This window comes from Aeromonas sp. Y311-2 (assembly GCF_027706025.1).
Lineage (GTDB): Bacteria > Pseudomonadota > Gammaproteobacteria > Enterobacterales > Aeromonadaceae > Aeromonas > Aeromonas veronii.
In genome coordinates this window covers 118,946-138,599 of record NZ_JAPDCL010000012.1, presented here as the reverse complement: position 1 = coordinate 138,599, position 19,654 = coordinate 118,946, and the positions used below count along the sequence as shown (strand labels likewise).

General features: G+C 59.9%; 20 protein-coding genes. 10 read left to right on the top strand and 10 right to left on the bottom strand.

Annotation, left to right across the window (positions count from 1 at the left end; translation table 11 throughout):
- Nucleotides 1-513 precede the first annotated feature (513 nt).
- Nucleotides 514-879 (bottom strand): YijD family membrane protein, encoded by a 366-nt coding sequence (locus OKC42_RS13115; protein ID WP_194494935.1) that lies wholly within the window; start codon nt 877-879, stop codon nt 514-516.
- Nucleotides 880-898: 19 nt separating this feature from the next.
- The gene (gene fabR, locus OKC42_RS13110; protein WP_005339921.1) at nt 899-1,519 is read right to left on the bottom strand and encodes an HTH-type transcriptional repressor FabR; all 621 of its coding nucleotides are present in this window, start codon (nt 1,517-1,519) and stop codon (nt 899-901) included.
- Between the two features lie 147 nt (nt 1,520-1,666).
- Between fabR and OKC42_RS13105 the strand changes: the two genes are divergently transcribed.
- Complete coding sequence (locus OKC42_RS13105) at nt 1,667-2,785, top strand: fatty acid desaturase (protein ID WP_201954039.1); 1,119 nt, start codon at nt 1,667-1,669, stop codon at nt 2,783-2,785.
- A 75-nt stretch (nt 2,786-2,860) separates the two neighbouring features.
- Here OKC42_RS13105 and OKC42_RS13100 read toward each other — a convergent pair whose 3' ends face one another.
- The gene (locus tag OKC42_RS13100) at nt 2,861-3,016 is read right to left on the bottom strand and encodes a hypothetical protein (protein WP_005348505.1); all 156 of its coding nucleotides are present in this window, start codon (nt 3,014-3,016) and stop codon (nt 2,861-2,863) included.
- Between the two features lie 175 nt (nt 3,017-3,191).
- Here OKC42_RS13100 and OKC42_RS13095 point away from each other — a divergent pair, with 175 nt between their 5' ends.
- Nucleotides 3,192-3,818 carry a lysoplasmalogenase gene (locus OKC42_RS13095; protein WP_201954042.1) on the top strand — a complete coding sequence of 209 codons (627 nt, stop codon included), beginning with the start codon at nt 3,192-3,194 and terminating at the stop codon, nt 3,816-3,818.
- Between the two features lie 78 nt (nt 3,819-3,896).
- Here OKC42_RS13095 and OKC42_RS13090 read toward each other — a convergent pair whose 3' ends face one another.
- Nucleotides 3,897-5,450, bottom strand: a complete 1,554-nt coding sequence (locus tag OKC42_RS13090; protein WP_201954044.1) for a DHA2 family efflux MFS transporter permease subunit — start codon at nt 5,448-5,450, stop codon at nt 3,897-3,899.
- On the bottom strand, nt 5,450-6,502 hold the full coding sequence (locus OKC42_RS13085; protein ID WP_058054233.1) for an HlyD family secretion protein: 1,053 nt from the start codon (nt 6,500-6,502) through the stop codon (nt 5,450-5,452). Before OKC42_RS13085 ends, OKC42_RS13090 begins: the two co-directional genes overlap by 1 nt.
- Nucleotides 6,503-6,598: 96 nt before the next feature.
- On the opposite strand from OKC42_RS13085, the gene OKC42_RS13080 reads away from it, so the two are divergent.
- Both OKC42_RS13080 and OKC42_RS13075 read left to right on the top strand, forming a co-directional pair.
- A complete protein-coding gene (locus tag OKC42_RS13080; protein WP_042057053.1) occupies nt 6,599-7,501 on the top strand; it encodes a LysR family transcriptional regulator in 903 nt (300 codons plus the stop codon).
- A gap of 9 nt (nt 7,502-7,510) precedes the next feature.
- A complete protein-coding gene (locus OKC42_RS13075) occupies nt 7,511-7,825 on the top strand; it encodes a putative signal transducing protein (RefSeq protein WP_182970220.1) in 315 nt (104 codons plus the stop codon).
- 10 nt (nt 7,826-7,835) lie between these two features.
- Here OKC42_RS13075 and OKC42_RS13070 read toward each other — a convergent pair whose 3' ends face one another.
- Nucleotides 7,836-9,119 (bottom strand): dicarboxylate/amino acid:cation symporter, encoded by a 1,284-nt coding sequence (locus OKC42_RS13070; RefSeq protein ID WP_139409338.1) that lies wholly within the window; start codon nt 9,117-9,119, stop codon nt 7,836-7,838.
- 209 nt (nt 9,120-9,328) lie between these two features.
- On the opposite strand from OKC42_RS13070, the gene OKC42_RS13065 reads away from it, so the two are divergent.
- Both OKC42_RS13065 and OKC42_RS13060 read left to right on the top strand, forming a co-directional pair.
- A complete protein-coding gene (locus tag OKC42_RS13065) occupies nt 9,329-9,574 on the top strand; it encodes a YecH family metal-binding protein (protein ID WP_042057059.1) in 246 nt (81 codons plus the stop codon).
- A gap of 98 nt (nt 9,575-9,672) precedes the next feature.
- Nucleotides 9,673-10,272: a YhgN family NAAT transporter gene (locus OKC42_RS13060; RefSeq protein ID WP_042057060.1), complete on the top strand. Its 600-nt coding sequence runs from the start codon at nt 9,673-9,675 to the stop codon at nt 10,270-10,272.
- 75 nt (nt 10,273-10,347) lie between these two features.
- Here OKC42_RS13060 and OKC42_RS13055 read toward each other — a convergent pair whose 3' ends face one another.
- Nucleotides 10,348-11,316 (bottom strand): LysR family transcriptional regulator, encoded by a 969-nt coding sequence (locus OKC42_RS13055; protein WP_042057062.1) that lies wholly within the window; start codon nt 11,314-11,316, stop codon nt 10,348-10,350.
- A 276-nt stretch (nt 11,317-11,592) separates the two neighbouring features.
- On the opposite strand from OKC42_RS13055, the gene tatA reads away from it, so the two are divergent.
- The 3 genes from tatA (at nt 11,593) to OKC42_RS13040 (ending at nt 13,724) form a co-directional block, all read left to right on the top strand.
- Nucleotides 11,593-11,754 (top strand): twin-arginine translocase TatA/TatE family subunit, encoded by a 162-nt coding sequence (gene tatA / locus OKC42_RS13050; protein ID WP_005339944.1) that lies wholly within the window; start codon nt 11,593-11,595, stop codon nt 11,752-11,754.
- Nucleotides 11,755-11,770: 16 nt separating this feature from the next.
- Entirely contained in the window at nt 11,771-12,073 is a 303-nt protein-coding gene (locus tag OKC42_RS13045; RefSeq protein WP_005339945.1) for a YfcZ/YiiS family protein, read from the top strand.
- A gap of 229 nt (nt 12,074-12,302) precedes the next feature.
- Nucleotides 12,303-13,724, top strand: coding sequence for a lytic transglycosylase F (locus tag OKC42_RS13040; protein ID WP_081042906.1), 1,422 nt, complete (start codon nt 12,303-12,305; stop codon nt 13,722-13,724).
- On the opposite strand, the gene OKC42_RS13035 is transcribed toward OKC42_RS13040, so the two are convergent.
- A complete protein-coding gene (locus OKC42_RS13035; RefSeq protein WP_005339947.1) occupies nt 13,702-13,878 on the bottom strand; it encodes a hypothetical protein in 177 nt (58 codons plus the stop codon). The two genes, OKC42_RS13040 and OKC42_RS13035, sit on opposite strands and share 23 nt — an antisense overlap.
- A 72-nt stretch (nt 13,879-13,950) precedes the next feature.
- Here OKC42_RS13035 and OKC42_RS13030 point away from each other — a divergent pair, with 72 nt between their 5' ends.
- Nucleotides 13,951-15,204 carry a phospholipase D family protein gene (locus OKC42_RS13030; RefSeq protein WP_201954054.1) on the top strand — a complete coding sequence of 418 codons (1,254 nt, stop codon included), beginning with the start codon at nt 13,951-13,953 and terminating at the stop codon, nt 15,202-15,204.
- A 521-nt stretch (nt 15,205-15,725) separates the two neighbouring features.
- Here OKC42_RS13030 and OKC42_RS13025 read toward each other — a convergent pair.
- Nucleotides 15,726-18,281 (bottom strand): TRAP transporter permease, encoded by a 2,556-nt coding sequence (locus tag OKC42_RS13025; protein ID WP_005357644.1) that lies wholly within the window; start codon nt 18,279-18,281, stop codon nt 15,726-15,728.
- Between the two features lie 103 nt (nt 18,282-18,384).
- A complete protein-coding gene (locus OKC42_RS13020; RefSeq protein ID WP_005339950.1) occupies nt 18,385-19,356 on the bottom strand; it encodes a TAXI family TRAP transporter solute-binding subunit in 972 nt (323 codons plus the stop codon).
- Between the last annotated feature and the right edge of the window lie 298 nt (nt 19,357-19,654).

Genomic DNA, 19,654 nt, shown 5'->3' with positions numbered 1-19,654 from the left:
GGGTTCGAGTCCCGTCCGCTCCGCCACTAATTTGAAGGCCTTCCCGATTGGGAAGGCCTTTTTGCTATGGGCGGTTTGCCCGGCCACAGCCTTGCACGCCAGAATAGACACCAAAGCCCGGTCTGATGACCGGGCTTTGACATTTTGAACATCCAGAAACCACTGAGCAGTAGCTCTTGCCTGAAGGAAGGCGCTGGCAGGGCCGCTATTCCCTCCTTTTGGTATGTAATCACAGTAATTTTTGGATGATTCGCAACCCTTGGTACTGGATTACTCGCTTCCACGCATCCCCATCACCGGACTCCAGCCCCACAGGTAAGAGCCATATTGACCACTCCCTCCTCCATCTGGACATCAATGGTAAAGCCGAGTTGCCTGGCGAGGGTGACCATGCTGCGATTGCTCGGCATGGTCATGCCCGATAAATCTGCGTAGCGCAAACAAAGAGGCCTTCCCGTTGGGAAGGCATCTTTTCTTTATCTATCAAGTGATTGCGACCACTTTGTCGACTAATCAGGGTTTCTCTTTCTTGCCGATGCTTAGACCCAGCTTGATGGAGAGGGCCGCCAGTAACAGCAGCATCATGATCAGGGAGAAGAAGTTGCTGCCGAGTTCCGGGTATTGCACCTTGAGCAGCGCGGAGTGGCCGAAGACACCGATAAAGAAGCAGAGCAGGGTACAGATGGGGGTGTTGCCCATCATGGGTTCATGGCGATAGTGCTGGAACAGCTGATAGGCCGCCAGCCAGAGGGCAATCAGCGGGAAGAAGGAGAAAGGCACAACCGAGTTGGTCAGCACGGCCAGAGAGGCATCGCCACAGATACCAATCAGCATGGCCATGGCGAGCGGTTTTTTCGGGATCATAAGCTGTTCAGTCATATCGTTCTCCATCCTGTGGTCATGGGTGAGGTTCACGGCGCTTCTGGTTTTGTACCTCGGCGCCCATGGCGATCATCCGCAGTTGGCGAATAGTGCGATCAGAGAGTGCCCGGCACTCTTCGCTGGTCATGTCGAGTGCATCGGCACCGGCACTGAAGACGATGGTGACCATGGCTTCTGCCTGGATGTAGGCATCTTCCCGTGGTGCTTCTGTGGTGGCTTCCAGATAATCGGTCAGCTCGGCAATGAAGTGCTGGATTTCGCGAGCCACCGCCTGACGAAAGGCGGCCGAGGTGCCGGAGCGTTCCCGTAGCAGCAGCCGAAAGATGTTGGGGTTGTTCTCGACGAACTCCATAAAGGTTTGCACCGAGGTGCTGATGACACTGCCGCCACCGGCAATGCGCTGGCGTGCCTGGCGCATCAGTTGGCGCAGGGTGAGACCTCCTTCGTCAACCAGGGTCAGGCCCAGCTCCTCCATATCGCGAAAGTGGCGATAGAAAGAGGTGGGCGCGATACCCGCTTCGCGAGCGACTTCCCGCAGGCTGAGATTGGAGAAACTCCGATTGGCGCACAGTTGGCTGAATGCAGCATCGATCAATGTACGCCGGGTTTTTTCTTTTTGTTGAGCGCGAATACCCACGAAATCAGTCACCTTCAGCTTAACGAGGACAAATGATAACCCGAAGGCGCCTCAGGATCAGGTTTGTATCCTACTTTTTTACCATTGACCGTGAGGAAATCACCATAGAAAATGGCTAACAGCTGTTCGCTGAAAGGATGCAATGAGATGGCCAGACCCCCCATTATTTTCACCAATACCCTGCTGTTCTCCCTCTCCGGGATAGTGGCGTTGATTGTCGTGCCCTGGTACGGCGTGAGCCACGGTTACGATCTCTGGCAGTGGGCCAGTTTCCTGTTGTTGTTCTGCCTTAGTGGTCTCTCCATCACCGCAGGCTATCACCGGCTCTGGTCGCACAAGGCTTACAAGGCGCACCCCGCTTTGCAGTGGTTATTTGCCATCGGCGGTGCGTTGGCGTTGCAGAATTCGGCCCTGCACTGGTCGGCCGATCACCGCCGTCACCATCGTCATGTGGATGACAACGATAAAGATCCCTACAGCGCGGGGCGCGGTTTCTGGTATTCGCACATCGGCTGGATGTTGCGGGAGCATCAGGGAGATCGCTATGGTGATTACAGCAATGTGCGAGACTTGCAAAACAACCCGGTGGTCGCGTTTCAGCACCGTCACTATCTGACGCTGGCGCTGGCGGCTAATCTGGGGCTGCCGCTGCTGCTTGGCCTGTGGCACGGGGATATGCTCGGCATGTTGCTGTTGGCGGGCGTACTGCGGATAGTGATGACTCACCACACCACCTTCTTCATCAACTCGCTGGCCCATATCTGGGGCAGTCAGCCCTATACTGACCGCAATACCGCTCGCGATAACGGCATCCTGGCCTTTTTCACCTTTGGCGAGGGGTATCACAACTTTCACCACCTGTTCGAGAATGACTACCGCAACGGCATTCACTGGTGGCAGTTCGATCCGACCAAGTGGTTGATCCGGCTCGCCTCCTGGTGTGGTCTGGCGGGGGATCTCAGATCCTCGCCGGAGGAGCGTATCGAACAAGCCCGGTTACAGATGCAGCTGAAGCGGGCACAAGCCAAGTTGCGCAAGCAGGAAGATCGCGAGCTATGGCAGGCGCTGCTGCAGGAGGAGTACGACAAACTGAGCCAGCAGTTGCAACACTATTACGCCAGTCGCAAGCGGCTGCTGGAGCTGCGCAAGCGCAAGGCGCTGGCGCGCTATGACCGCCTCAAGCTGCAACTGGAGTATCGGGCCCTGCGGGACGGCTTTATCGCAGGTAAACGCAACTGGAGTCGTTTGCTGGCAGGTATTGCATGATGCCGTCCGATTATCACAGAGACTAAAGGAGAAGACCGCCTGCTGGCGGTCTTCTCTTTTATGATTCAACTCAAGCTAGTTGGCTTGGCTCTGCTGTTGCTGCAACTGATCCAGTGCCTGTTGCTCCTGCTGGCTAAGACCCAGTTGTTCACAGGCCTGCTCAAAGCTGATCCCCAGATGGCACATCATGATATCGATGGCGGGCAGATAGTTCTTCATAGCTTCTTCCATGGTGATCCTCCAGACCCGTCACTTATGCCCTGAACTACTCGGGGCGGCAATTAGACTTTAGGCTTAGCCTGCCCATTTGATAAGCACCCCTGCCACTGGGGGAGGGAATTTGTTACCCTGCACCATGATAAAAACGGTTGCCGTATGACTGCGAGCAACAGGTGAGGAGCAGGGCATGTTATTGAGTTTCTTGATCATCGCTTCAGGTTGGTGGCACATCCGTGCTGCCTACGGTTCAGACTGCCGCCAGTTCTATATCAGCAAGCCGCTGACCATGCTGCTTATCATTGCGTTGGCGTTCGGCTACCAGAGTTATGACCACGACGGTTCCCACGCCTGGATCCTGCTCGGCCTTTGTCTCTCGCTGGCGGGCGATGTGCTGCTGATGCTGCCAAGTGATCGCTTCATTCAGGGGTTGGCGGCATTTCTTGTCGCGCATCTCTGCTATATCGTCGGTTTTGCCCAAGGGCCATTGCTGCTCAATCTGGTGGATGGTTTGCTGCTGTTGCTGATCGCCGGCATGGTCTTTGGCCTGCTGTGGGGCAAGCTTGGGGAGATGCGGATCCCGGTCTTCTGCTACATGCTGGTGATCATTGGCATGGCCTGGGTGGCCGCCGGTGCCTGGCACGCCTCTCTCACTGCCGGTTCGGCCGCCGCTCTGGTGGGGGCACTGATGTTCCTCTTCTCCGACAGCATGCTGGCGCTCGATCGCTTCCGCCGCCCCTTTCCCCACGCTCGAGCCTGGGTGATGAGTAGCTACTTCGCGGCGCAATTCCTGATTGCAGGGTCGCTGGCGGGATAACGCCTTTTGGTTGAGTGCAGGTAACAGATAACGAAAAACGGGCCTTGGCCCGTTTTTCGTTTTATGCCCGGCGGTTTTTCACGCCTCTAGCGGTTCGGCATCTGCTGCCCGTGGGGCGGGGGATTTGAGCAACAGCATCAGGCCGCTGGCGATCAGCAAGAAGATCCCCATGATGTAGAACACCTGGTTGTAGGCCATGATGGCTGCTTCCCGGTTGATGGTGTTGGCCAGCATGGCGTGGGCTTGCTGCTGGGCTATCTCGGGGCCTGAACCCTGCGCCATCATGCTCTGGGCTAGTTGCAGCAGATAGCTCTGCCCCTCGATACTGCTGGCGGCCAGAGTGCTGCCAATCTGCAGCACATGGGTGCGGGTATCGTTGTCGAGCATGGTCGCGATGATGGCGATACCGAACGCACCACCGAGGTTGCGCAGCACGTTGAGCAGGGTCGAGGAGGAGGGGATCTCGTCGTGGCTCAGGCTGGCGGTGGCGACCAGGGAGAGCGGCACCATGATGAAGGGCTGCCCCAGCGCCCGCACGATGAGCGAATGGATCAGCTGCGGCCCGGCGTAGTCGGCACTCATGTTGACATTCATAAAGCAGCTGACGGCGAAGATCAGAAAGCCGAAGCTCACCAGATAGCGCGGGTCTATCTTGTGGGTTAGTTTGGGCACCAGCGGTAACACCAGCAGTTGCGGCAGCCCCATCCACATCAGTACCTCGCCGATTTCCAGCGCGTTGTAGTTGTGGATCTGGGTCATATAGAGCGGCAGTACATAGATGGATCCCATCAACGCCATGCCGAGGATCAGATAGGCGAAGCAGGCCAGCGCGAAGCGCGGGTTGTGCAGCAACCGCAGATTGACCAGCGGGTGACGGCGGATCAGCTGGCTGATGACGAAGAACACCAGCGCCACCGCCGAGATGACCGCCAGTCGCACGATGAAGCTTGAACCGAACCAGTCCTTCCGGTTGCCCTCCTCCAGTACCACCTCCAGCAAGCCGAGGCCAAGCGCCATGGTGACAATCCCGATGAGATCCACCCGCTTGATCACCTCCCAGTCCACCGGTTTTTTATCCAGCCCGTGGGCCAGCATGGCCATCACCAGCAGTCCCGGTGGCACGTTGAGATAGAAGATGTAGTGCCACGACATCTGCTCGGTGAGCCAGCCCCCGAGGGTCGGGCCGATGGCGGGGGCGAAGGTGGCGCAGAGGCCAAACAGCGCCATGCCGGTGGCCCGCTTCTGTAATGGCAACAGGGTGACGATGAGGGAAAAGGCCATCGGGATCAGCGCCCCGCCGGTGAAGCCCTGCAGCGCCCGGAAGACGATCATGCTGGTGAGGTTCCAGCTGAACGAGCAGAGCACGGAGGCGGCGATAAAGGCGCCGGTGGTCCAGAGCAGGTAACGGCGCACGCTCAGCCCCCGGCTCAGCCAGCCGCTCAGGGGGATGGCGATCATCTCCGCCACCAGATAGGAGGTGGAGATCCAGGAGCTCTCGCTCAGGGTGGCCGACAGGGCCCCCTGAATATCCTTCAGGGAGGCATTGGTGATCTGGATATCGAGGATGGCCATGAAGGCGCCGATAAGGCCCCCCATGACCGCGATCCAGTTGCGACGTGGAATGGGTTCCATCAGTTGGCGGCAACCACGGGATCAGGCGTGCGGGTATCCACGATCACTTCGGTAGAGAGACCCGGCAGCAGCTTGCCTGCCAGCAGGCCCGGCTCTGGGATGCGGATCTTGACCGGCACCCGCTGCACGATTTTGGTGAAGTTGCCGGTGGCATTCTCCGGCGGCAGCAGGGCGAACTTGGCACCGGTCGCCGGGGCCAGGCTGTCGATGATCCCCTCGACCGGTTGATCCGGGTAGGCATCGAGCACCACTTCGACCTTCTGGCCCGGCTGCATATGGGCGAGCTGGGTCTCCTTGAAGTTGGCCTCGACCCACACCTGTTGCAGCGGCACCAGACTGGCGACCTGCATGCCGGACTGGACGTAGAGCCCTTCCCGCAGGCTGCGCTTGCCAATGATGCCGTCGGCGGGCGCCCGCAGTTCGGTGTAACCGAGTTCCAGCTTGGCCTGCTCCAGTTGTGCTTCGCTCAATGCCAGCTTGGCCAGGTTTTGTTTGCGCTCGGCATCCAGCACCAGCAGTCGCTCACGGGCTGCCTGCAGGGCGGCTTTGGCCTCTTGGGCTTGCGCCTGATTGACCTGCAGACCGGCACGCACCTCGTCCAGACTGTCTTGCGAGCTGTAGTGGCGCTGGTTGAGCTGACTGATGCGGTTGACCTGCTGGCTGGCGCGCAGCTGCTCGGCATTGGCGGAGGCGACCTTGGCCTCGGCCTGCTGGATCAGGCTCAGTTGTTGGGTACGGGTAGCGGCCAGATTTTCGGCCGTTGCCTGATTGAGGCGCAGGTCGGCTTCGGCCTCCGCGACCCTGGTTTTGTATTCGCGATCATCGAGACGGGCGATCAGCTGTCCCGCTTTGACCGGCTGGTTGTCGGTGACCAGCACTTCGCGGATATAGCCGGGCAGCTTGGAGCTGATCCCGGTCACTTCACTCTGCAGGTAGGCGTTGTCGGTGCTTTCAAAATAGCGGCCGTGAAGATACCAGTAACCGGCGAACAGCAGACCGAGCAGCGCCAATATCATGGCTGCCAGCAGGGGAATTTTTTTGTGTTGACTCATTTTTGTGATTCCTGAACTTAAGGGGTGCAGGCTAACACTGGTCAACTGTTTCGATTAGTATTGGTTCACGAGATATACAGTTTCACTGGTGCAACAATGGATCTCAATGCCGCGTTAATTCTGGTGCGTATCGTCGACAAAGGCTCGTTTACGGGGGCCGCCCGCGAGTTGGGGATGACCAAGGCGATGGTCAGCCGCCGTATCGCCGAGCTGGAACAGCGGCTCGGGGTGCGCCTGCTCTATCGCTCCACCCGTCAGCTCACTTTGACCGAGGAGGGGGAGAAGTACTACCTGCACTGCAGCAAGGCGGTCGATGCCCTGACCGAGGCAGAGCTGATGTTGAGCGCCAGCCAGCAGGAGGTGACCGGCATCCTCAAACTGGCGGTGCCCATCGAGACAGGGCAACTGGTGGTCGGGCGCTTGGTCGCCAAGTTTTTGCAGGCCTATCCTGCCTTGCAGGTGGAGCTGGAGCTGACCAACCGGGTGGTGGATCCCATTAGCGAAGGGCTGGATGCAGTGGTGCGGATTGGCGACATGAGCGACTCCAATCTGGCAGCGCGCCGGCTCTGGAGCACCGGGCGGCTGCTCTGTGCCAGCCCGGACTATCTGGCGCGCAGTCCGGTCATCGCACGGCCGGAGGATCTGGTCAATCACGAGCGGGTAACGGTGAGCAGCGGGTTTCTCGCCTCTCACTGGTGCTTCGAGCTGGATGGCAGAGAGGTGCTGGTTGACCCCCCATCCCGTTTTCGGGTCAATAATATTACCTGTGCCCGAGAGGCAGCGAAGGCGGGGCTGGGGTTGGCCTCGTTACCCGCTATGCTCTGTCAGGATGAGCTGGCCAGCGGCGAGTTGGTGATCCTGCTGCCAGAGTGGCAGCAACCCAGGGTACCCATCTACCTGCTGTTTCCGGAGCGGCGGCTGATGCCGCGCAAGTTGCGGGCATTCATCGATTTCATGATTGAGAACGGCGCCGAGTTTGGCATCGACAAGCTGTTGTAAGGGGGAGCTATGGATAACTGGATCAATCTCTATCGCGCCTCTCATTCCCTGGAGGCGCATGCCCTGAAAGGGGCGCTGGAGGCAGAAGGGGTGCTGGTGCGGCTCAATGGCGAGGGGCTGTCCGGCGCCCTTGGCGAACTGCCGGTCGACATGTTGCAGGTGACCCTGATGGTGCGGGCCGAGGATCGCAGTAAGGCAGGAAGAGTCATCGAGCGTTACCAGCAGCGTCAGGGTAACGGTTGGCTGTGTGGTCAATGTGGGGAGGAGAACGGCGCCAACTTTGAGGTCTGCTGGCGCTGTCATCACGATCCCCACGACAGCTGATCTTTCTCCGCTAGCGCGGCGGGAACTCGATATCTTCCCCCGCGCTGGCATCGTGATAGATCGCCAGGTCCAGCTCGTTTTCGCTGCGGGCGATCAGCACCGACACCAGAATATCCCCCGATACATTGACCGTGGTGCGCGCCATGTCGAGGATCCGGTCAATGCCAGCAATCAGTGCCACACCTTCCAGCGGCAAGCCCACCGCAGTCAGTGTCAGGGTCAGCAGCATGAGCCCGGTGCCCGGGGTACCCGCGGTGCCGATACTGGCCAGGGTGGCGATGCTGATGATGGTCAGGTAATCGACCATGTGCAGATCCACCCCGAATGCCTGAGCCACAAACAGCGCGGTGACCCCCTGATAGAGAGCCGTGCCATCCATGTTGATGGTGGCACCGATGGGCAGCACCTTGGCGGTGATGGCGGGTGAGACTCCCAGCCGTTTCTCGGCGCAGGCCAGACTGATAGGTAGGGTAGAGCTGCTGGAGCTGCTGGTGAAAGCCACCGCCTGGGCATCGACGATGCTCTTGAAGTAGTGCAACGGATTGAGCCGTGCCAGCAGGAGCAGCAGGGTGCTGTAGACCCCGAGCACGTGCAGCAGGCAGCCGAGGTAGACGGCGCCGATCACCTTCAGCAGCGGTAGCAGCAGGTCGAGGCCGTACTTGCCGGTCATCCAGGCCATCAGGGCGCAGACACCGTAAGGGGCGAGCGCCATCACCATCTGGGTCAGCTTGAACATTCCCTCGGCCAGCGAGGTGAAGAAGAGGATGGCGGGACGACCGCGGCGACCGCTGGCGTTGAGGGCCACCGCCAGCGCGACCGCAAAGACGATCACTTGCAGGATCTTGCCATCCACCATCGCCTGCACCGGGTTGCTCGGCACCAGATGGCTCAGCACGCTGGCCAGGGTGGGCGGTTCCGACATGCCGATCCGCTCATAGGGGCCCATGTCGGCGCCCATACCGGGCTCCAGCAGCCAGCCCATCATCAGGCCGATGCAGATGGCGATGGCGGTCGAGCAGAAGTAGAGGCAGATCGCCTTGCTGCCGATGCGATCGAGGGCCTTGCCCTTGAGCAGCGAGGTAAGACCGGCGATGACCGAACAGAAAATGAGGGGCACCATCAGCATCTGGATGGTGTTGACGAACAAGACGCCAAGGGGCTTGAGCAGCAGGGCCTGCTGCTCAAAACCGACGCCCAGACCAATCCCTGTCAGCATGCCGATCAGGGTCTTGAGCCAGAGGGGGCGGCGGGTCCAGATCTGCCAGGGCTTGAGAGCCTCTCCATGGAACAGCATGACGCCAATATCCTTATACATTGTCTGCGATGGCCAAAAAGGGGCGCCAGTGTAGCGATCCCTGACGCGGGTTGCCACATTATCGACAAAGCGGCGGCGGTGACCACTCCCCTGGCCAGGTAATGCGCAATTTATTGGCCTATATCAAGATCCCTCCGGGCGGGGCGATATTTAATTGGCATTAAATATGTTCATTATTGAGGTGAAAGATGTCGCAATCGGTTCATGGTCACGAAGTGATGGAGATGATGCTGGCGCAAGGGGGGCAATTTACCCGTGCCAGCCTGAAACAGGCGATGGCGGAGCGGTTCGGTGCCGAGGCCCGTTTTCATACCTGCAGTGCCAGCGAGATGGATGCGGAGGCGCTGATCGACTTCCTGGCCGCTCGCGGCAAATTTATCGACTCGGCAGAGGGCTTCCAGACCCACGCCGACAAGATCTGCAACCACGGTTAACCCCACAGCGAGCGCATCTGGCGCTCGCTCAATTCTTCGCCCTTTGCTATATTTCGCCCCCTCTCTTTTCCCTATTCAGGGCATAGCCCGGGCGTTGTATGGATACTTTTTCTGCCGCAGTCATGCTGTTTCTGATCATGGACCCGCTGGGCAACCTGCCGGTCTTCCTCTCTATCCTGCGTCATATCGATCCCAAGCGGCGCCGCAAGGTGATGATCCGCGAGCTGCTCTTCTCGCTGGCCATCATGATGCTGTTCCTGTTTGTCGGTCAGCAGATCCTCGGCTTTCTCAATCTGCGGCAGGAGGCGGTCAGCATTGCGGGGGGCATCATCCTGTTCCTGATCGCCATCAAGATGATCTTCCCGAGTGAAGGGGGCGTGACCGGACTGGCGGCGGGCGAGGAGCCCTTCCTGGTGCCGATGGCGATCCCGATGATTGCCGGTCCGTCGATCCTCGCCTCCTTGATGCTGCTGGCCAATCAGGAGCCAGCACGGATGGTGGACTGGTCGCTGGCGCTCTTCATGGCCTGGGCCGCCAGCGCGGTGATCCTGATGTTCTACGAGGTATTCAACAAGCTGCTGGGTGAGCGGGGACTCACTGCGGTGGAACGGCTGATGGGCATGCTGCTGGTGATGATCTCGGTGCAGATGCTGCTTGATGGCGTACATCACTATCTGGCGGTGACCGGTCAGGGCTGACCGGTTTACATGCCGAAATAAATGAAACGGGGCTACGCAGAGCCCCGTTTTTTGTGCCGCCGAGCAGGTGCGCCGTCACCCGTGTGTGGTCGCTGCGGGTTCCAGTTTGCTCATGATGAGGGAGAGCAGCAGCTCCCGCAGCCAGCGGTGGCCCGGATCCTCGCTATGACGTTGATGCCAGATCAGCAGATGGGAGATGCTGTCCAACCCGATGGGCAGCGGCAGTTGCAACAGCGGATAGACCTGGGTGGCGTGGCGGGCATAGAGCTTGGAGAGCGTCACTATCATGTCGGAGTGCATCCCCATCCGCAGCGCCGCCTCGAAGGAGGGCACGGTCGCCTCGATACGTCGGTAGAGATCCTGCTCCGCCAGCTTGTGATCCAGCATCCAGCGATCCCGCCCTTCGCAATAGGTCTGCACATGGGGGTAGCTGAGGTAGTGATCCAGATTCCAGCCGGGCTCCCGCAGCGCGGGGTGGTGCTGCTGCACCAGACAGGTGAGATCATCGACCGCCAGCACCCGCTGGCAGATGCTGTCGGGCAGGGTGTCGAGCCGGTAATCGGAGCTGATGCAGTTCTCCCGCACCGCGAAGGCGATGTCCACCTGTCCCTGACTCATCTCGGTCAGACTGTTTTCGGTCCACTCCTCGTAACGCAAGCGGATCCGTGGTGCCTGCCGCTTCAGCTCGCTCAGGTAGAGCGGGGCAAACAGGGTAAAGGCGCTGTCCATGCTGGCGATGACGAACTCTCGCTCCGAGCTGGCGGGGTCGAACTCGGGCGGCTGGATCAGGTTGTCCAGCGACAACAGAATGGGTTGCAACTGTTGTTGCAGCGCAAGGGCTCGGCCGGTGGGTTCCAGCCCGTAGGCGGAGCGGATGAAGAGGGGATCATTGAAGGTATCGCGCAGACGGCCGAGGGCTTTACTGACCGCGGACTGGCTCAGATGAAGGCGGCGTGCCGCCTTGCTGCCGTTGCGCTCTTCCAGCAGTACCTGCAGGATAATCAGCAAATTGAGGTCGATGCGACCCAGTTGTTCCAGCAGCATGATATGAATCCTCTTCAATTCTAAGATGAATTTATACCATTTGTTTTCATATCTTGGCGATCTTATCCTCGAATGGTCTCAGGTTCGCATGAACCACTGGTACAGGATGTAGCGGTTGAGGGGACATGTAGCACAATCAATATGGCGACCTCAGGGTCGCCCTATTTTTTGGCTATGATTTATTTGCTCACTTGCACCTGCCTTGATTTTGCCCAACAATCCCTGCGCTCTATTTTGATACAAGTAACAGATATCTCTTTGTGAGGGAGTATCCCTATGGGACTCGGTGGAATTCATATCTGGCATATGCTGATCCTCTTGCTGGTCGTTGTGCTGGTCTTCGGCAGCAAGCGTCTTGCCAGTGCAGGTGAGGATCTGGGTACCGCCATCAAAGATTTTCGCAAGGCGATGCGTGACGACGCAAATCATCCGAAATAAGCAGTAGGAGTAGAAAATGTCTGTAGACGAGAAAGTTGAACTGAACGAAACCTGTGACAGCTGTGGCTGTTTTGCCGAGATCGGCACCATCATCGGCGAAGGCGACGATGTGATGGATCTGGTGATTGAAGCCGCTGCCGAGGCTGATGCCCGCGCCAAGCTGGCTGCCTATGAAGCACTGGCCAAACAGGTCACTGCCGAAGCTCAAGTGAGCAGCGAACTGACCCAGGGCGCCAACGGCGTGATCCTGAAAGCCCGCCTGCAATTCACCTGCACTGCTGAAAAACTGATTTTCGAAATGCGGGCCCGCTCTATCTGAGTTGTCTGATAACGCGGCAGGTTTGCCTGCCGTGTTGACCCTTCTGCTGTGGGTCGGCGTTCTATAGTTACTCTATCCCACAGACGTTTTTGCCCGGCGCGAGTCGGCCAACAGAAGGCGTAAACATCATGACGCAGCGATGGATCTCTGCCCCCAATCCCACCTTCTATCGTGATCCGTGCTGCCAACAGGCAGCAGACGTGACCTCAGCACAGGGGCAGCCATCGTGATGCGACGCTGGATTTGGGCTCTGCTGGCCCTCTGCTGTTTTCCCCTGCTCGCGGCTGAACTCAAGCCACAGCGTTTGCCCCAACCCGGGGATCTCGAAAGCATTCTGCAAAAGCGCGAACTCAGGGCTCTGGTGGTCTATGAGCGCGGCTTCTACTTTCTCGATCGCGGCGCCCAGTACGGCATTCTGGTCAATCAGCTGCAAGGGTTCGAGCGCTGGCTGAACAAGACCTATCTCGCCAAAGAGAAGGTCAAACTCAAGGTGGTCTACATCCCGGTGCGCCAAGACAAGCTGCTGGACTATCTGACCGAGGGGCGCGGCGATCTGGTGGCGGCAACCATGACGGTGACTCCGACCCGGCGTGAACAGGTGGCCTTCTCCCGGCCGCTCATTTCATCCATAGAGGAGTGGGTGGTGAGCCAGCAGAGCCTGCCCGCCTTCAGCCGCATTACCCAGCTCTCCGGCAGGCGGGTCTGGGTGCGCGCCAGCTCCAGCTACTACGAGAGTCTGCGCCAGCTCAACTGGCTGTTTCGCGAGCTGGGGCTGCCCCCCGTCTATATCGAGACTGTGCCCGAATATCTGCAGGATGGCGATCTGCTGGAGATGGTGGCCGCCGGCATTATTCCCCTGACGGTGACCGACAGCTACAAGGGGCGGATCTGGCTGGGTGGCATGATCTCCGGCCTCAAGGCCCACAAGTTGATCCCCCTGCGCAGCAACGGCACCAGCGCCTGGGCGCTGCGCAAGAACAGCCCAGAGCTGCTCAAGGCGGTCAATGGCTATCTGGCGAGTGTCAGCCGCAACAGCCTTTACAGCGACATGACCCTGCGCCGCTTGCTGGTTCGCAGCGATCAGATGAGCAATATCCTGGCGCCGGATCCCATAGGGCGCCTCGCGACCATTCGCAAAGTGCTGGAGAAGTACGCCAATCAATACGATCTCGACTGGCTGATGCTGGCGGCGCTTGGTTACAAGGAGTCCGGCCTCAATCCCAAGGCGCGCTCGCCCAAGGGGGCCGTGGGCCTCATGCAACTGCTGCCCAGTACGGGGCGGGAAGTCGGCATCAACGGCGCCAGACTCACCACGCTGGAGGGAAATGTGGAGGCCGCCTGCCGCTACATGCGGTTGATCCTCGATACCTACTTCAATGATCCCAAGCTGGATCGGCTCAACCGCCACCTGTTTGCCCTCGCCGCCTACAACGCCGGACCGAACCGGGTGCAGGCGCTGCGAGGCAAGGCGGAGAAACTGGGGCTCGATCCCAACGTCTGGTTCGGCAACGTGGATCAGCTGGTAGCCAACGAAGTCGGACAGGGGCCGATCAACTATGTCGGCACCATCTACAAGTACTACGTAGCCTATCGTTTCAGCCTGCCCCAGATCGAGGGCAAGGCTGCCGCTATCGAAGCGGCTCAGCCCTGAGCCGGTTGACCGGCAGGGTCGCCTGCACGGTCGGCAATTGCCAGCCACCGTCCCTGTGTTGCAAAAACCAGTGGGCGGGGCCGGTGGCCGGGATGAGATCTGGCTGGCTGAGCTGGCCCAGATAGCGCAACATCGGGGTATCATGCAGTTCCATCAGCAACTCCTTTTGAGTATGTGAGAGGCTCGCCAGCGTTATGACACCCGGCCATGACAGCAGGATGACACCATGATCCCCGGATCCTTTGCCCTGATCGATGATCCCCTGCTGGCGCTCAAGGTGCGTTGCCACTGGATCCGCCATGCCCGAGAGCGGATCCAGGCGCAGTACTACAGCTGGGAGGAGGACAGCAGCGGCAAGCTGCTGCTGAGCGAGCTGCTTCACGCCGCCCGGCGTGGCGTCAAGGTGCAGCTGCTGGTGGATGATCTCTATGCCGGTGACAACCGCTTTCTGGAGATGGTGGCTCACTACCCGGGGATCGAGGTGCGGCTGTTCAACCCCTTCTGGCTGCGGGGCTGGCGCCCGCTGGCATTGTTTCTGGAGGGGATGCTCAGCTTTCGCCGCATCAACCACCGGATGCATAACAAACTGCTGCTGGTGGATGGCAAGCTGGCGCTGATTGGCGGGCGCAACATCGGTGATCGCTACTTCGGTCTGGATCCGCAAGCTCCCTTCGTGGATCTCGATCTCGCCTGTCAGGGGGGGCTGTGCCAGCAGATGGAGCAGGGGTTCGAGCAGTTCTGGCACAGCCGCTGGAGTCACCCCATCCGCCATCTGCTGCGCCGCGAGCTGCTGCCCGCCGAAATAGAGGTGGTCAACGACTTCCTGTTCACCATGACGGATCCGGCTGTAGCGACGGTCTACGATCTGCCCGCGGCGCTGTTTGACGAGCGCGATGTGCCGCTGCAGTGGCATGAGGGGCGGGCCGAGGTGTGGTTCGACCGTCCCGGCAAGGGGCTGATCACCCGTCCCACCACCGCCCGTCAGCTCTGGCGCCAGCTGGCTGACAATCCCGGCTCGCTGGGGTTGGTGACCCCTTACCTCATCCTTACTCGCGGGTTTCGGCACCGTCTGGCGCGGCTGCGCCAGCAGGGGGTCGCCATCGACATTCTCACCAACTCGCTGGCCAGCACCGATGTGCCACTGGTCTATGGCGCCTATCAGCGTTATCTCGGTTGGTTGCTGCGCTGCGGGATCCGGGTCGCCGAGTTTGACCACGGCCACGGCAGCCTGCACGCCAAGCTGATCCTGCTGGGGGAGGAGCGGGCGCTGTTTGGCAGCCTCAACCTCGATCCCCGCTCGCTGTTTCTCAATACCGAACTGATGCTGCATCTGCACTGCCCGCCGATCTGCGAGGCGCTGCGAATGTGGCTGGCTCGCTGGCAGGAGCAGGCGGGTGGATTGCCGCGCAAACCCGAGGGGTGGTCAAGGTGGCTGATAGCCCGCCTGAGCGACTGGTTGCCACTGCGGCGTTGGCTGTGAGGCGGCCATTTTTTGTGCGAGATCTCGCAAAGCCTTGTAAGCCATTGCTGATGCCCTTTGCGGGTGAATAACCACGCATTAATCTATCTTACTGTTTTATAACAATTTAGCGGTGATGATAAGGCTGTTTTTTGTACTCTGATGTGAATGGAATTAGCATAAAAACGTTTTTTATTTTGTTTTTATGCGTAATATTTCAGTTGCAAGGACAAACACGGCGGCTTGTCTGCCGTGTGGACGAAGGTTGTAACGGGTAGCTGGCCAGTTGCATCGCTGCAATTGGCGCTCACTTCAGATGGGGCGCGAACTATCGGGAAGTGAAACAGAGACCCGGCGTGGCCGGACTCCAATATGGAACATGCTATTTGCGAGGGGGTGACATGGACATGTCACCCCACTTTTTTGGCCGCTCGCCACCGTTTACCTTTTTCCATGACTGTTGCTCATTGCAAGAGCCGCAGAGGGCAAGGCAATAAAAAGAGGGCCGCAATAGCGGCCCTCGGTCTCATCTGCCCGGTGGGTTAACCGGCCTTGACGCTGCGGCGACGCTGCAGCCAGACGATCGCCCCGAACAGCAGGAAGCCCGGGATCCACATCCACTCCTTGGTCCAGCGCTCGGTCGGCGCCTTGACGGTGAGGATCTCCTGATCGAACTCCAGTCCCATGGTGGCGGCCGGGCTGCCAAAGGCGACGTTGTCGATCAGCGTCTTGCCATCCTGCTCATAGAGGCTCAGCCCCAGATTGGCCAGCCGCTCTTCGCCATTTGCCCCATCCGGTACGGCGACCAGCAGGGTGAACTTGCGTGGCTTGCCCACTGCATCTTCACCGAGGATCCGCAGCCGCAGGGTGCTCTCCGCCTCCACTTCACCCATGGTTTGGGCCAGCTGGGCAGGCGGGGTCTCGCGATAGGGGTCGTGCACCATGTCCATCCAGAAACCCGGGCGGAACAGGGTAAAGGCGACCAGTAACAGCAGCACGCTCTCGTACCAGCGGCTCTTCACCAGGAACCAGCCCTGGGTGGCGGCGGCGAAGATCAGCATGGCGATGGTCGCCACGATAAAGATCAGCACCCCGTGGGCGAAGTCCACGTCGATCAGCAGCAGGTCGGTGTTGAAGATAAACAGGAACGGCAGCGCCGCGGTACGCAGGCTGTAGTAAAACGCCGTGATCCCGGTCTTGATGGGATCGCCCTTGGAGACAGCGGCAGCCGCGAAGGAAGCCAGCCCCACCGGCGGCGTCACATCCGCCATGATGCCGAAGTAGAAGACGAACAGGTGCACCGCGATCAGCGGCACGATCAGCCCGTTTTGCTGTCCCAGCGTCACCACCACTGGTGCCAGCAGGCTGGAGACGACGATGTAGTTGGCAGTGGTGGGCAGCCCCATGCCAAGGATCAGGCTCAGCAGGGCGGTCAGCAGCAGCATCAGCAGCAGGTTGCCCATGGAGAGGAACTCCACCAGATCCGCCAGCACCAGACCGACCCCGGTCTGGGAGACCGCACCCACGATAATCCCCGCGGTGGCGGTGGCAATGCCGATACCGATCATGTTGCGGGCACCGGCAACCAGCCCTTCCCGCAGATCCACCACGCCATCAGCGACGGTGCCGTAGTCGTGCTTGCCGTCCTTGCGCAGCCAGTTGAGCAGCGGGCGCTGGGTCAGCAGGATGATCACCAGCATCACGGTACCCCAGAAGGCCGACAGCCCCGGCGAGAGGCGTTCCACCATCAGGCACCATACCAGTACCACCACCGGCAGCAGGAAGTGCAGGCCGGAGAGCAGCACGGCGCGGGTGTTGGGCAGCTCGGTGAGCGGCTTGTCGGGATCTTCGGCAGGCAGCGGTTCATTGCTGGCGGCGATCTTCAACAGGGCCACATAGGTGGCAGCCAGCAGTACCGAGATCCCCGGCAGGGCGTAGTCACCCAAAGCAGGTTTGAGCCAGCCGAGGCCATAGTAGACCGCCAGTGACAGGCCGCTGATGAGGGCCGCGCCAAAGGCAAAGCCGGTCAGGCGGCGCAGCCAGGGTTTGGGCTGATGGTTGCCGATGGGCTGCATGCCCAGTTTCAACGCCTCCAGATGGACGATGTAGAGCAGCGCTATGTAGGAGATGGCGGCAGGCAGGAAGGCGTGCTTGATGATCTCCACATAGGGGATACCCACGTATTCGACCATCAGGAAAGCCGCAGCCCCCATCACCGGCGGCATGATCTGGCCGTTGACCGAGGAGGCCACTTCGACCGCCCCCGCTTTCTCTGAACTGAAGCCTACCTTCTTCATCATCGGGATGGTGAAGGTGCCGGTGGTCACCACGTTGGCAATCGACGAGCCGGAGATCAGGCCGGTCAGGCCGGAGGCGACCACTGCCGCCTTGGCCGGGCCGCCGCGCAGGTGACCGAGCAGGCTGAAGGCGAGCTGGATAAAGTAGTGACCGGCACCGGCCCGCTCCAGCAGGGCGCCGAACAGCACGAACAGAAACACGAAGCTGGTGGAGACGCCAAGCGCGATGCCGAACACCCCTTCGGTGGTGATCCACTGGTGGTTGGCCAGCGCGGTAAAGCCTACCCCGCGATGTGCCAGCAGTCCCGGCATCCAGGGGCCCGCCAGGCTGTAGATCAGAAAGACGATAGCGATGACCGCCAGTGCTGGCCCCAGGGCGCGGCGCGCCGCTTCCAGCAGCAGCGGAATGCCGATGCAGGCGGTCACCAGATCGGCGGTGGTGAGGGTGCCGGGACGCAGCGCCAGTGCTTCATACATCACAAACAGGTAAGAGGCGGCGCCAGCAGCGATCAGGCCGAGGGCGATATCACCGAGGGGAACCCGATCCCGCGGCGAGGAGCGAAATGCAGGGAACACCAGAAAAGCCAGCAACAGAGCAAAGGTGAGGTGAATGGAGCGGGTTTCGGTGTCATTGAGTACGCCAAACCCCACCATGAAGGGGAGTGGCGAGGCGATCCAGAGCTGGAACAGGGACCAGGCCAGCGCCAGTGCTGTGATGAGCCAGCCCATGATGCCCAGCGGCAGGCGAGCGCCCACATCCTGGGCGATCAGTTCCTCGGTAGAGAGTTGTTTATCTTGCATAGGGTTAACTTGTGCCAACGAGTACAACAAGAGCGACACCCGCCCCCGCAATCAGGCGGCAGACGGGTGTCGAAGAGAGTGACAAAGGCCCCGGGGCCTTCAATCAGAGCCAGCCGCGCTCTTTGTAGTAGCGGGCAGCCCCTTCATGCAGCGGTGCAGAGAGACCCACCTTGATCATGTCGGCCTCTTTCAGGTCGGCAAAGGCAGGGTGCAGGCGCTTGAAGCGATCCAGGTTGTCGAACACCGACTTGACTAGCTGATAGACCACTTCCGGATCGGTTTTGGCGCTGGTGGAGAGCACAGCTTTGCCACCGATTGAAGGAGTCGGCTTGTCGCTGCCCTTGTAGATGCCGCCCGGGATCTCGGCCTTGCTGTAGTAGCTCTTCTCGGCCAGCAGCTTGTCGATGTCGGCGCCGGTCACAGGTACCAGTACTGCATCTGTGGTGGTGGAGGCTTCCTGAATGGCACCGTTCGGGTGACCCACGAAGTAGCTCATGGCGTCGATGTTGTTGTCACCGAGGGCGGAGGCCTGTTCTGCCGGCTTCAGCTCGGAGACCAGACCAAAGTCACCCTTCTTCCAGCCTTTGACCGCCATGATCTCTTCCATGGTGTCACGCTGGCCGGAGCCCGGGTTGCCGATGTTGACGCGCTTGCCCTTCAGATCGTCGAAGCTGGCGATCTTGGCATCGCGGCGAGCCAGGATGGTGAACACCTCGCTCTGCAGGGAGAAGACGGCGCGCATATCGTCCATGGCCCCTTCGGCCTGGAACGGTGGCAGCCCCTTCATCGCCTTGAACTGGTGGTCGGATTGCATGATGCCGAAGTTGAATTCACCGCTGCGGATGCCGTTGACGTTGGCTACACCGCCGCCACTGGCCGGGGCGTTGCACTTGATCTGGTGATCGGCGGCGCCGCGATTGAGGAAGCGGCAGATGGACTGGCCAGCGACATAGTAGACGCCGGTCTGACCGCCGGTGCCTATGGTCACGAAGCGCTCCTGCGCTTGTACCGGACCACCGAATGAAACACCGACCAGAGCCGCCGACAGGGCGCATGCCAAAGTTAATCCTTTCATTTTTTCTCCCTTTTCTTTGATTTTGTTTATCCGATCCCCGGATAAATTGATGGCAATCCCGTTCTGCGCCGGGCTTGCCCGCTCTTCTCGTTGCGCGAAAGCGGGGGAGTCGATCACCCCCTTTCCGGCAGTCACCCTCATCCTGTGGTGAGGCTACCGACCTCCTGTCGGTCGAAGATAAATTGGCCCCTGAGGGGCCAAATAAAAAGTTGCAAGCACTCCGATTAAGCACATTCACCCAACATAAATCAAACGAAATGGCAAAATAGCGGAGTTAAATCTTGAGAAACATGACCTC